General features: G+C 35.8%; 14 protein-coding genes. 8 read left to right on the top strand and 6 right to left on the bottom strand.

The features are described 5' to 3' along the window. Positions 1-25 precede the first annotated feature (25 nt). Positions 26-1,552, bottom strand: coding sequence for a glycine betaine uptake BCCT transporter (locus D8M05_RS07685; RefSeq protein WP_121130316.1), 1,527 nt, complete (start codon positions 1,550-1,552; stop codon positions 26-28). Between the two features lie 315 nt (positions 1,553-1,867). On the opposite strand from D8M05_RS07685, the gene D8M05_RS07680 reads away from it, so the two are divergent. Continuing rightward, positions 1,868-1,972 (top strand): GapA-binding peptide SR1P, encoded by a 105-nt coding sequence (locus D8M05_RS07680; RefSeq protein ID WP_121130314.1) that lies wholly within the window; start codon positions 1,868-1,870, stop codon positions 1,970-1,972. Positions 1,973-2,094: 122 nt separating this feature from the next. Further along, entirely contained in the window at positions 2,095-3,051 is a 957-nt protein-coding gene (locus tag D8M05_RS07675; RefSeq protein WP_121130312.1) for an NAD(P)H-dependent flavin oxidoreductase, read from the top strand. Between the two features lie 50 nt (positions 3,052-3,101). On the opposite strand, the gene D8M05_RS07670 is transcribed toward D8M05_RS07675, so the two are convergent. Further along, positions 3,102-3,719, bottom strand: a complete 618-nt coding sequence (locus D8M05_RS07670; protein WP_121130310.1) for a YktB family protein — start codon at positions 3,717-3,719, stop codon at positions 3,102-3,104. A gap of 257 nt (positions 3,720-3,976) precedes the next feature. Here D8M05_RS07670 and D8M05_RS07665 point away from each other — a divergent pair, with 257 nt between their 5' ends. Together D8M05_RS07665 and D8M05_RS07660 are read left to right on the top strand one after the other, a co-directional pair. Continuing rightward, positions 3,977-4,162: a hypothetical protein gene (locus D8M05_RS07665; RefSeq protein ID WP_342772247.1), complete on the top strand. Its 186-nt coding sequence runs from the start codon at positions 3,977-3,979 to the stop codon at positions 4,160-4,162. A gap of 227 nt (positions 4,163-4,389) precedes the next feature. Further along, complete coding sequence (locus tag D8M05_RS07660) at positions 4,390-5,208, top strand: inositol monophosphatase family protein (protein WP_121130306.1); 819 nt, start codon at positions 4,390-4,392, stop codon at positions 5,206-5,208. Here D8M05_RS07660 and D8M05_RS07655 read toward each other — a convergent pair. Then, positions 5,205-5,384, bottom strand: a complete 180-nt coding sequence (locus tag D8M05_RS07655; protein ID WP_121130304.1) for a DUF5325 family protein — start codon at positions 5,382-5,384, stop codon at positions 5,205-5,207. The two genes, D8M05_RS07660 and D8M05_RS07655, sit on opposite strands and share 4 nt — an antisense overlap. A 135-nt stretch (positions 5,385-5,519) precedes the next feature. On the opposite strand from D8M05_RS07655, the gene D8M05_RS07650 reads away from it, so the two are divergent. Next, positions 5,520-5,828 (top strand): YlaH-like family protein, encoded by a 309-nt coding sequence (locus D8M05_RS07650; RefSeq protein WP_121130302.1) that lies wholly within the window; start codon positions 5,520-5,522, stop codon positions 5,826-5,828. 43 nt (positions 5,829-5,871) lie between these two features. Here the strand turns inward: D8M05_RS07650 and D8M05_RS07645 are convergent, their stop codons facing one another. From D8M05_RS07645 to D8M05_RS07635, 3 genes are all read right to left on the bottom strand, one after another. Further along, the gene (locus D8M05_RS07645; RefSeq protein WP_121130300.1) at positions 5,872-6,075 is read right to left on the bottom strand and encodes a YlaI family protein; all 204 of its coding nucleotides are present in this window, start codon (positions 6,073-6,075) and stop codon (positions 5,872-5,874) included. 105 nt (positions 6,076-6,180) lie between these two features. After that, positions 6,181-6,771, bottom strand: a complete 591-nt coding sequence (locus D8M05_RS07640; RefSeq protein ID WP_121130298.1) for a YhcN/YlaJ family sporulation lipoprotein — start codon at positions 6,769-6,771, stop codon at positions 6,181-6,183. A gap of 564 nt (positions 6,772-7,335) precedes the next feature. Further along, positions 7,336-7,830 carry a hypothetical protein gene (locus D8M05_RS07635; RefSeq protein ID WP_342772246.1) on the bottom strand — a complete coding sequence of 165 codons (495 nt, stop codon included), beginning with the start codon at positions 7,828-7,830 and terminating at the stop codon, positions 7,336-7,338. Between the two features lie 210 nt (positions 7,831-8,040). On the opposite strand from D8M05_RS07635, the gene D8M05_RS07630 reads away from it, so the two are divergent. From D8M05_RS07630 to pyc, 3 genes are all read left to right on the top strand, one after another. Beyond that, positions 8,041-8,322: an Fpa/YlaN family protein gene (locus D8M05_RS07630; protein WP_121130296.1), complete on the top strand. Its 282-nt coding sequence runs from the start codon at positions 8,041-8,043 to the stop codon at positions 8,320-8,322. A gap of 203 nt (positions 8,323-8,525) precedes the next feature. Continuing rightward, complete coding sequence (gene ftsW / locus D8M05_RS07625) at positions 8,526-9,650, top strand: putative lipid II flippase FtsW (protein WP_121130294.1); 1,125 nt, start codon at positions 8,526-8,528, stop codon at positions 9,648-9,650. Positions 9,651-9,688: 38 nt separating this feature from the next. Continuing rightward, positions 9,689-13,129, top strand: coding sequence for a pyruvate carboxylase (gene pyc / locus D8M05_RS07620; protein ID WP_121130292.1), 3,441 nt, complete (start codon positions 9,689-9,691; stop codon positions 13,127-13,129). Positions 13,130-13,143: the final 14 nt, after the last annotated feature.

The raw sequence follows: 13,143 nt of genomic DNA, 5'->3' as shown, positions 1-13,143 counted from the left end.
AATAGGTTACCTTCTTTTTTTCATTTTATAATTTTTTTCTCTTCTCAAATGCCATTGCTTCTTCTTTAAATGATTTCATAAGTGATATTACAATCAATATCATTATAATGCTAAATGGGAAGGCTGCGATTATTGATGCAGTTTGTAATGCACCTAATCCGCCTTGCCATAAAAGTACTGCTGCAGTTGCAGATTGAATGATTCCCCATGTGAATTTCACACGATTATTTGGATCTAAGTTACCTCCAGTTGTTTGCATACCCAATACAAGGGTAGCAGAGTCGGCAGAAGTGATAAAAAAGGTGCTGATGAGCAAAATTGCAATAATTGAAACGAATGTTTCTAATGGAAGCTGTTCTAACATTGCAAACAAGGCCACTTCTTCACCGATATCGTTTACTTCACCGATAATGTTTGTTCCTTGATTTAAGTCCAGATTTATTGCTGTACCTCCGAATACGGTAAACCAAAGTGCACCAATGATAGTTGGAACTAACAAGACACCACTCACAAACTCTCGTACGGTTCTCCCGCGAGACACACGAGCAATAAATGTCCCAACAAAAGGAGCCCAGGCTATCCACCAAGCCCAATAGAAGATTGTCCAGTTATTAATCCATGATGTACTTTCTTCGTTAAATGGTGCCATTCGTAAACTCATACTTGGTAATTCTTGAATATAGGAACCAAGTGTAGTTGTAAAAAAGTTAAGGATAAACCCTGTTGGTCCTAGTATCAATACAAATATCATAAGAAGTAGTGCTAATATGAGATTTGCATTACTTAGGTACTTAATCCCTCTCCCTAATCCAGACAGCGCTGACGCTAGAAATAATACGGTAACGATCGCGATTATAATTAGTTGGAGAGATATGGACTGATTGATTCCAAATACGTAAGATAAACCACCACTTATTTGGATTGCTCCAAACCCTAAGGAAGTTGCTACCCCGAATACAGTGGCAAAAACAACAATGGTATCCACTACTGTTCCGAGTGGGCCTTTGACCTTGTTTCCAAAGATAGGTTCTAGGATGGAACTGACAACCCCAGGTGCTTGTTTTCTAAATTTAAAATATGCAAGAGCGAGGGCTACAGTGGCATAAATGGCCCACGGATGTAAACCCCAATGTAAAAAACTATATTTCATTGCTGTTTTTGCAGACTCGGCTGTAGCACTATCACCATATGGAGGATCATAAAAATGAGATAATGGTTCTGCTGCCCCCCAAAATACTAATCCAATTCCCATTCCTGCACTAAATAACATCGCAAACCATGATATATAAGAGAATTCTGGTTTATCATCTGGTCTACCTAACTTGATTTTTCCATATCGAGAGAATATCAAATAGATGGAAAAAATTAAAAATCCTGTTGCACTGATTAAGTAGAACCAACCGAACTGATCAACGATAAAACCTTGAATGGTTGTGGTAACATCATTTAGGTTTCCGTTTGGTAGTACACTTTCAGGAATGATGCCCCAAATGATAAATAATACAACGATGATGACAGATGTATAAAATACGTTTGTTATGCTTTTCTTCAACGTCAAATTCCTTTCTTATCTATACTTTATGGATTACTTTTCCCACTTTACGAGTTTATCATTCCATGGAAGCAACTGGAAAACAAAATGCCTAAAAAAAACAGCATAAACCGTTTGGAGATAAATGTTCTGTATACTATTTGTAAGTATTTATTTAGATTTATACACCTAATTGTATTATTAATACATAAATATTATCATTACGATGAACGTATTTAACCAAAAGTGTTATACTATTTAACTGTTGACTCTTTCAATATGTCATATTATAATGAAATTAAGTTAACTTAATAAAATTATAGGGAGATGGACTAAGTGGGTACAATCGTTTGTGGGGACTGTGAGAAAGTAATTGAAACTTACGAGGAAGAGAAAGTAACAACGCTTTATAGTACATGTCCTACTTGTAATAATAAATAATCCATCAAAATGGAGCTTGCATAAGTAGATGCGGCTCCATTTTTTTATTATCATCGTATTGGCCTTCATGTAGTGAAAAATGATAGAATTTAATAAAATCCATGAAAAGGAGAATTGATTTCATGAATGTTAAGACAAGAGTAACGGATCTATTAAATATTGAATATCCAATTATTCAAGGAGGACTTGCCTATTTGGCTTATTCAGACTTAGCTGCAGCAGTTTCTAATGCTGGGGGATTGGGTCAGTTAACAGCAATGACATTAAAAGCACCGGAAGATTTAAGAAGGGAAATAAAACGTGTAAGAAGTTTAACAAATAAACCCTTTGGAGTAAACTTTGCAATTGGTCAACATGGTAGGAGTTATGAACATATGCTGCAAGTTGCAATTGATGAAATGGTTCCAGTTATATCTGTAACAGGTGGTAATCCTAAAGATGTTTTAGATAGACTCAAGGGGCATGATATTAAAACACTTGTACTTGTTGCCGCAAAAAGACAAGCAATAAAAGCAGAGGAATTAGGGGCAGATGCTGTCATGGTGGTAGGACAAGAAGGAGGGGGGCATCTAGGCCGGAATGATTCTGGAACCTTTGTGCTTACACCAGAAGTAGTTGATAGCGTTTCTATTCCTGTTATTTCTTCTGGTGGAATTGTAGACGGAAGTGGACTCATGGCAGCTTTAAGTTTAGGAGCAGATGGAATAGAAATGGGTACAAGATTTATTTGTACGAAAGAATGTGTGGATGCACACGAGAACTATAAACAAGCCATTTTAGATGCAGATGAAAATAGTACAGTTGTAATTAAACGTTCACTAGGTGCTCCGGCGAGAGTTTTAAAAAATAGTTGGACAGAAAAAATATTGGAAATAGAAAAGTTAGGACAAGGCTATGAATCTTTGAAAAATTATATTAGTGGAGAAGCGAACAAGCAGTTTATTTATGAAGGCAATGCCGAAAGCGGATTTGGATGGGCTTCACAGGCATCGGTAAGAATTAATGATATTCCGACTGTTAAAGAATTATTTGATTCAATGTTAAGGGAAGCGGAAGAAATAGCAGCTAAATGGAGATAATACAAGAGGTGGCAAATCATGGATTTGCCACCTCTTCGTGGGAATAACCGTTATCTAGCTTGTAAAGCCTTCTGATAGAGTGGTATGAGCGTTTGAAAGGTATCCTTAGCAATATTTGTAAAGATTTCCCCGTCCTTCACACGTCCATCATCAAAAGGAAGATGTCTGCCTACAAGGAATTCACCTTTTTTAACATCACGAAATCGTTCTAAATGTTTTATTTCTAATTCTTGAAGTGCTATGGAATCTTTATTCATATGATCAAGTGATACAACAAAATCATTAGGTAATGATTTAATTTCTGGAAAGCTGTCCATGAGCATTTGACCGATTTCCTTTTTACTTGGTAGTTCATAAATAAATGCAAGCCATATAAAAACATGATCATCAAAAAGTCCGATTTGGAAATGCGGATGTTTTTTGTACCCTCGCTTGTTGTCTGCGATGGCTAGCCATGTATCCTTAGGTGGATTCACCGTTCTTCTTGCATGCCTCGCAATATGTAGGAATACTTCATTTCCTAAATGTGCAGATAAGAAATTAACCAATTCACTACCTATTTCTTGAAATTTTGGTTGTATCCTTGTTTGGATAGCTTCCATTCGCTCATCTAACCCATCAATAGTAAATGTTTCAAAATCACTATCATGAAAACCTGAAAAAGTCATCTATATTCATCCTTCCTAAAAAGCCAACTACATTATAATAATTATTATTAAGTATCTATTAAATGAAGTCAAGTGATACCACATAAATTGAGAAACGTACCCAGTTTTAAATGGATAAGAAATGGGTATTATAGTATATATCAACCATTTTCAGAAAATTGAATGAACCAATTGTGGTAACAGTCATAAAATATTAAAAGAAGTACTACCTGAATTGGTTACGATAAACTCGGGAAGGAGATGCTCATTTGAAATTTGTGATGGAAACAATGAAACGCAAAGAGGCGATTGAGAGGTTACCGGTAATTAAGTTGGAGATTGATTATGAACTTTTAACACTCTATGATGCCATGCAGGCGGATGATCATGTTCAAATGATTAAATCAAAAGAACGACTTGAGTTTTTACGGCAACAGATGAATGAAATTAATAATGATAAATAAAAATTTGGCCCCAATAAGTACTTACGTTATATCCGAAGTATACTTGCTGGGGTCAAAATGGTTTATTAGGCTGTTTTCTACATGATTGTTTTTTTCAACATATAAAGCTGTTGCGTATTAGTAGCAACATTCAAATTTTAAAATAAGTAAATGAGCTTTCGCTATGTAATGAGTTGTATTCTTTTGATACAATATAAGTTATACCGTTTGTAATGGAGGAGTTATTAATGGATAGCAATCTTCGTAATGAAATATATACCAAAGGCTTGCAGTGGATAAAACAAGCAGGAGAAAATATTAGAACTAAGATTAACAATCCATTAGTCGTTGATACAAAATCAAATCCGAATGATCTTGTAACAACAATGGACAGAGAAACAGAATCTTTTTTTGTAACGAAAATAAAGGAAACATATCCTGAACATGCTATCGTAGGTGAAGAAGGGTATGGAGATAAACTAAGTTCAATGGATGGGACTGTCTGGGTAATAGATCCGATTGATGGAACAATGAATTTTGTTCATCAAAAAAGGAATTTCGCTATATCTGTAGGAATATATCAAGATGGAATCGGTGAAATTGGGTTTATTTACGATGTAATGTCTGACATTTTGTATCATGCCAAAAGAAATGAAGGTGCTTATAAGGATAATGTGAAGCTACCATCACTAAAGACTGATACAAACATTACAGAAGCAATTATAGCTATGAATCATTTTTGGTTATGTCCTAATAAGCTAGTGGATGAAGAGGTAATGCAGCATTTTGTTCGGACGATTAGAGGAACCAGAGTATACGGTTCTGCGGCTTTAGAATTTGCCTTTGCTGCGGAGGGGATTATTAACGGATACATAAGTATGGGACTTTCACCTTGGGATATTGCAGCGGGAATTATTATTTTTAACGAAGTCGGCGGTGTAACAACAACGATTGATGGAACACCAATAAATATGTTAGAAAAAAATACAATTTTAGCATGTAATTTGGTTTTACAGGATGAGATCTTATCAACAGTTAAAGAAGGAAGAAAGAGTGATGCAATTTAAGCATCACTCTTTCTTTTCCTTTTCAATGACAATCCGTATCCCATCGTTCCAAATCCAAGAATTAAGAATAATAGAATGAACCAGATACTGCGTAAAGCGATTGCAAAACTTACTCCAGAAAACATAATTATAACAAGTAGAGCTAGTAAGAGCATTGGAACATCGATATTTTTCATATAAACACCTCGCTGTCATTACACAGTATATAACAAAAATTAGCGTATATAAAGTGGATTCGGCTAATCTCTAGCAAGAATAGTAAAGATTTAGTATGATAGTATAGGAGTTTATTTTATTAATGGGGGATACAAATGGATAATTTCAGACTGGTTTTTGATACCGTTATCGAATTAAATGGAACGGATAATGTTTTTTGGATTTTTTATGTGATGAATCTTATTCTTGCTATCATTGCCTATGAATTGGGTTTTGCGAAAAAATTACCTATAGGTCAAAAAATAGTTGTATATATTTTATTGCTTATCGGGGTATTCCTGTTAACGATATTTAGTACTGTTATGAGGATGCCAACCGTTGAAAGTTTATTAGTTATTAATGCCGTATTAGCAATTTATCGAATACGTCTTCATTTTCAACGAAAACATAAGAAAACGACCTGAAATTGGTCGTTTTCTTATGTTGTTAGGTCCTATAGGTAACTACTTAAATGTAGTCATCTTCCTTCTTCTTTTCCTCAAACAAGCGAAACTTCCCAGTAGCATGTCTTTCCTTTGTTCTATTTTCAATACGTTCATAGCAGGAATCACATAGGTACATATAAATTCGGCGATTTCTTAATCGCTTCGCTTGAAGTGAGTTATCAACTAAAGTATGAATTTGATCACATAATGTACATTTAACCTGCATTTTCTCACCTCTAAAAAAACTTATGAAATAATTATACCATAATGTCACCATGTTTTATGATAGAAAAAGAAAGAAGGTGGCATCCTGTAGATACCACCGATATGTTTATTCTTTATAATTGTGGTTTGATTGCTCTTCTTGAATATTTTCTAACTCTTCTTCGTCACCTTTAGGCATGGAATCCTTGTTCTGGTCAATGTTTCCAGGAGCATTATCGGTAATAGGTAAATCAGGCATGTACCTGGCAACGATTGCTGAGAGTTCATCGACAAAACCTTGTACTGGGTGTCCTTGTCTTATCTTTTCTCCCATACCTTTAAGTCTTTCCGTGGCATCTGCATCAGCCACAACAACTGCCGTCTTCCCGTATGGATCGTGATATAAAGCTTCAAGTACAGTATATTTGATTGTACCAACGCGAGACCTGTCTAGATCTTTATCAACATCTATACCAACTACAGCGTACGGACCAGCAACAACAGCAGTAGCGTCATTAACTTCTGGTATATCGCTTGCGATGTTTGCTAAATGTGTGGCGATTTCACTATTCGTAAGTTCTTGTAATTCATTAGGGTCAGAGTTTTTGACTTGTATATATTGATTCTCTGCCTGTTCGGATCGCATTGAATTCTCTTCTTCTGCACACCCAACAATTATCAATAACGGAATTAATAATAAACCAATTCGTAATCGCATAAAAGCATTCCTCCTACAATTGCTAGTATGCTTATTTTGGATAGAATCAACTAAATTATACAAATTAAATTATAAATTGTTATTGGATATTAAAAAAGTTGTAGAGGGAAGTATTGCTAGTTGCTGAAGGTAGATAAAAAAGATGCTGGGACAAAAGTAATTTATTATAGCAAATCCAAATTGTGTTTTAAAATCTTCCTATAATTCAGCTTACTTCGGATTTGATATAGATCGTGGACTTATTTTTCAATATTGTATGAAGCACATCGTTCCAGAAACACACTTCAAGCACCTTAGGGCGGCTGGTGAGACTCCTTGAAAATAAAGAGTGATTTTCTTACGAAGATGTAATGCTAACGACTCTTCCTTGTCCTGCGGAAACAGCACGTGTCCGAAGACCCTGGATTAGCGTTCTATATGTCACGAGGAGGCTCAGGCCGTGCCCGTAGAGAAAACATCCGCCCGGAGCGTTCCCGGACGGAAAGTAAACATTCTACGTTTCTATCCTATAATCATTTGTCTATAGAGCGAGAAGTTTTAGTTATGTCCCAGCCTCTCATGAAGTTAATGAATATGAATTTTTTTTACGTGCTTAATGGGATTATCTTTATTGGATCCATCCCCATAAAGAAAATGAACGGGACCGTCTTCTTTTAGTGGCTTGCCATCCATTGCAAAAAGAAAATATCCACTTTCTAGTTCATCAATTGTTAATGTTACATCGCTTTCGTCATTCCAGGTAACTAAGGTAGCGTTCTTTGCATCCGTATTTATTTCTGCATTATGAATAAAATCATAAATTGGCATAACATAGGAATTCTCTAAAAACGTTTCTCCTTCTCGTCTAGAAATACTTCTATTTACCGGTGGCTTGCTAAACTGAGTAGAAACCTCTCTATCCCATCGCTCAGCAGCCTTCACTACGTCGTCTTTATCCGTGGTGTTAGCCTTTATCGTAAAAGCTTCTTCTAATAAAACTTTTCTGTCATCAAAAATCCAAACAGTTGGATCTAATGTAATCGAATAGGAAACGTTTCCAACAATTGGTACAATCATCATTTCTTAATCCCCCTAAGTATGTATAAAAGTCCAGGCCTAAACATAAGAATATCAGACTTAATAGAAAAGTTCACTAGGAAAGTGTTAGAAATATACTAACGATGCATAAGATGAAATAAATTATATAATATATCTATAATATATTTGCATTTTTATGTACCTAACGATAATATAATATAAAGAAAGTCTTTTAGTGGAGGGGATATATTAATGCCTGAGGTGACTGTTAATCATCGTGAAAAAGCCCACGCCCTTCTTAAGGCTGATGCTGATAAAATTTTGCGACTAATCGAAGTTCAAATAGAAAATTTAATGATGCCACAGTGCCCAGTGTATGAAGATGTACTGGATACACAGATGTTCGGCCTCTCAAGGGAAATTGATTTTGCTATACGTTTGGACTTAATCAGTGAGAGTGAAGGAAAAGCAATTCTTGGGAATCTGGAGAAGAAGCTAAATATACTTCACGAAGCCACGCAAAACGCTTTATAATCTATTATGTTCATGCGTAATGTAAGAGTGTGCAAAAACTTTGCCTGTAGTTTAAAGATGGCAAGGTTTTTTTGTTTACTAAAAGCATAGATGAGGGTCAGTTAATACATCGTTTGCCACTTTTTATTGAAAATATGGTAAACTATTAAAAAATTCTAACTCATATATCCATTTATATACTATAATTAGTTGGGAGAAGTAAGATGATTCAGAAATTGAAGGATTATGATTACACATTAATCATCACACCGATTGTTTTAACTGCATTTGGACTTGTTATGATTTACAGTGCAAGTATGGTCACTGCAGTTGTAGAAGGATTAGAAAGTACACACTATTTAGGTAGACAAGCTTTATGGTTTGGAGTTGGAATGGTAGGATTTATATTTACATCTGTATTTCCATATAAGTATTATCAAAAGTTAATGAAAATCATTATCCTTTTTATCATTTTACTATTAACAGGTTTGTTCATTTTTGGGACCGAGGTAAATAATGCTAAATCCTGGTATATTTTTGGTCCTGCGAGTTTTCAGCCATCAGAGTTTGCAAAACTGGCTTTGATTATGTACCTTGCCTCTGTTTATTCTAAAAAGCAATCTTATTTAGATGATTTTACGAAAGGTGTATTACCACCACTTATTATGACAGGCATTATCTTGGGACTGATTGTACTACAACCAGACTTTGGAACAGCGGCAATCATATTTTTAATTGCTTGTTCGGTCATATTTAGTTCGGGGATTCGAATGAAACACTTGACTTTGTTAATAGCAATTGGTGTTATGCTTATAATACTTGCGTTTCCTTACCTTATAACAGAGGAAAGACTTTCAAGATTTACAGGAGCATATCAGCCATTTGAAACACCAGATTCAGATGGTTATCAGCTAATTCAATCCTATTTAGCGATTGGTGTTGGTGGATTAACTGGGGAAGGGCTTGGTCAAAGTGTGCAAAAGTTAGGCTACCTAACCCAGGCGCATACAGATTTTATAATGGCGGTAATTGCTGAAGAACTAGGATTTATCGGTGTAATCATTGTGATTGGGCTCTTTGCAGTTATTGTCCTTCGGGGAATATTTATTGCGAGGAAATGTACAGATAGTTTCGGTGCATTACTTGCAATTGGTATAGCTTCTATGGTAGGAATGCAAGCATTTATAAATCTAGGTGCAATAAGTGGAATCTTACCAATAACAGGTGTACCTTTGCCGTTTATTAGTTATGGAGGCTCATCTTTGTTAGTAATGCTAATTTCGATGGGAATCCTTAATAATATAGCAATGCATGTTCATAAGAACGAACATGAGAATATGACTCTATGAAAATATGAAACATAAAATTTCTTAAAGGAGGAATGGCAATGGAAGTAAAGCCAATTAGAAAAGTGTTAGTAGCAAATCGTGGAGAGATTGCAATTCGAGTATTTAGAGCATGTACAGAGCTTAATATCCGTACTGTAGCAATTTACTCTAAAGAGGATACAGGATCATATCATCGTTTTAAAGCAGATGAAACGTATTTAATTGGAGAGGGAAAGAAACCAATTGATGCTTACTTGGATATTGAAGGTATCATTAATTTAGCAAAAAAAGTGAATGTTGATGCGATTCATCCTGGTTATGGTTTCTTATCAGAAAACATCCAATTTGCAAAGCGATGTGAAGAAGAAGGAATTATCTTTATTGGTCCGAACAGCGAGCATTTAAATATGTTTGGGGATAAAGTGAAAGCAAGAGAACAAGCCTCTTTGGCTGGATTACCAATTATTCCAGGTAGTAATGGGCCAGTGGAAACGGTTGAAGATGTACAGGCTTTTGGTAGACAATACGGGTATCCAATCATCATTAAAGCGTCCTTAGGTGGGGGTGGCCGTGGTATGCGTATTGTTCGTGATGAAAGTAGTGTTATAGAAGCATACGATCGGGCGAAATCAGAAGCAAAGGCTGCTTTTGGAAATGATGAAATCTACGTAGAAAAGTTAATCGAAAACCCGAAACATATTGAAGTTCAAATCATTGGTGATAAGCATGGGAATATTGTTCACCTCTTTGAAAGAGACTGCTCTGTGCAACGGCGCCATCAAAAGTTAATAGAAGTAGCACCAAGTATTTCACTAACACAAGAACTGCGGACAGAAATATGTGATGCAGCAGTACGGTTAATGAAAAATATAAATTACATAAATGCTGGTACCGTGGAATTTTTAGTTACCGATAATGAATTTTATTTTATCGAGGTGAATCCACGTGTTCAAGTGGAACATACGATAACGGAAATGATTACCGGAATTGATATTGTTCAAACTCAAATTAAAATAGCTGAGGGTCATGAATTACACAAAAATGCTATTGGAATTCCTAAGCAAAGCAAAATTTATACAATGGGTTATGCCATTCAGTCGCGTATTACGACGGAAGATCCATTGAATAACTTTATGCCTGATACAGGAAAGATTATGGCTTACCGTTCAGGTGGGGGATTCGGTGTAAGATTAGATGCTGGTAATGCATACCAAGGTGCTGTTATTTCACCACACTATGATTCTTTGCTTGTTAAAGTTTCAACACATGCACTCAGCTTTGAACAAGCTGCACATAAAATGGTCAGAAACTTAAAGGAATTCCGAATCCGCGGAATAAAAACGAATATCCCGTTTTTAGAGAATGTCATGAAGCATAAGGATTTTCTTTCTGGTTTGTATGACACAACATTTATTGATAAAACGCCTGAGCTATTTGTGTTTCCTAAACGAAAAGATCGTGGTACAAAAATGCTTAGCTATATTGGACATACGACTGTAAATGGTGGCGAAGGAATGTTAGGAAAGGAAAAACCAGCATTTTCTGATGTGAAAATCCCTAAGATAGATAGTACGAAAGAACTACCGATTGGAACGAAGCAAATACTTGATGAGCGCGGTCCCGATGGCTTAGCGAATTGGGTAAAGGAACAAAAAGAAGTTTTACTTACCGATACAACATTCAGGGATGCACATCAATCATTGTTAGCTACAAGAATTCGTACAAAAGACATACTGCAGATAGCCGAACCGACAGCTCATCTCCTGCCAAACCTTTTCTCTGTAGAAATGTGGGGTGGAGCAACATTTGATGTAGCTTACCGTTTTCTTAAAGAAAGCCCATGGACTAGATTAATAAAACTTAGAGAAAAGATACCAAATGTATTATTCCAAATGTTGCTTCGTGCAAGCAATGCAGTGGGCTATAAAAATTATCCAGATAATTTAATTCGTGAATTTGTTGAGAAAAGTTCCAATGCGGGTATTGATGTTTTCCGTATATTCGATAGTCTCAATTGGACTCCTGGCATGAGGTTAGCAATTGAAGCGGTAAGAGAAAATGATAAAGTGGCAGAAGCTTCTATTTGTTATACTGGTGATATATTAGATAAGGGTCGCACGAAGTATGATATAGCTTATTATAAAAATATGGCGAAAGAGCTTGAATCATCTGGTGCACATATACTTGGAATTAAAGATATGGCTGGATTACTGAAACCAGAAGCAGCCTATCAACTCGTATCAACATTGAAAGAAACAGTGGATATTCCAATTCATTTGCATACACATGACACCAGCGGGAATGGTATCTTTACTTATTCTAGAGCAATTGATGCGGGAGTTGATGTAGTCGATGTTGCCACTGGATCGTTGGCAGGATTCACATCCCAGCCAAGTGCGCAAACCTTATATCATGCCCTTAGTGGAAAGGAACGGAAGCCACTTGTTGATATAGAAAATTACGAGAAAATATCAACGTATTGGGAAGGTGTTCGCGAGTATTATACTGAATTTGAAAGTGGTATGAAAGCACCGCATTCAGAAATTTATTTTCATGAAATGCCTGGTGGTCAATATAGTAACCTGCAGCAACAAGCAAAGGCAGTAGGGCTAGGCGGCCGCTTTGAAGAAGTGAAAGTAATGTATCGCAAAGTAAATGATATGTTTGGTGATATTGTGAAAGTAACACCTTCATCTAAAGTTATAGGGGATATGGCATTATTTATGGTCCAAAATAACTTAACAGAGGATGATATATATAATCGTGGTGAAACGATTGATTTCCCTGATTCAGTCATTGAGTTTGCCAGTGGATATATCGGTCAGCCGTATCAGGGATTCCCTAAGGAATTGCAGCGTATTATATTAAAAGGGAGGGAATCAATTAATGTTCGCCCTGGTGAGTTATTAGAACCTGTTAATTTCACTGAAATAAGAAATTCCCTCTTTAAGTCATTAAATCGACAAGTTACGAGCTTCGACTGTATTTCTTATGCGCTTTATCCAAAAGTATTTTTGGACTATGAAACATTCTGCGATCAATACGGTGATGTGTCGGTATTAGACACGGCAACATTCTTCTATGGAATGAGATTAGGAGAAGAGATTGAAGTTGAAATTGAAATGGGAAAAACCTTATTTGTTAGATTAGTATCAATTTCTGAACCAAAACCGAATGGTACACGTACTATTTATTTCGAATTAAATGGTCAACCCCGTGAAGTAACTGTAAAAGATGAAAGTATAAAATCAAGCCAAGCTGTAAGACCAAAAGTAACTAAAGGAAATGAAAAACAGATTGGTGCGACAATGCCTGGTACTGTATTGGAAGTTACTTGTAAAAAAGGTGATAGAGTTGAAAAGGGTGATTACCTCGTTACGACAGAGGCAATGAAGATGGAAACTACTATCCAAGCACCATTTGTAGGAGTTATAAAAGAAATCCATATAAAAAATGGAGATTCAATTGAAGTAGATGATTTGTTAATTGAATTTGAATAAAAAAAGTAAGGAGG

Source organism: Oceanobacillus bengalensis (assembly GCF_003628445.1).
GTDB classification, from domain to species: Bacteria; Bacillota; Bacilli; order Bacillales; family Amphibacillaceae; genus Oceanobacillus; species Oceanobacillus bengalensis.
This window is presented reverse-complemented; position numbering and strand designations above follow the sequence as displayed.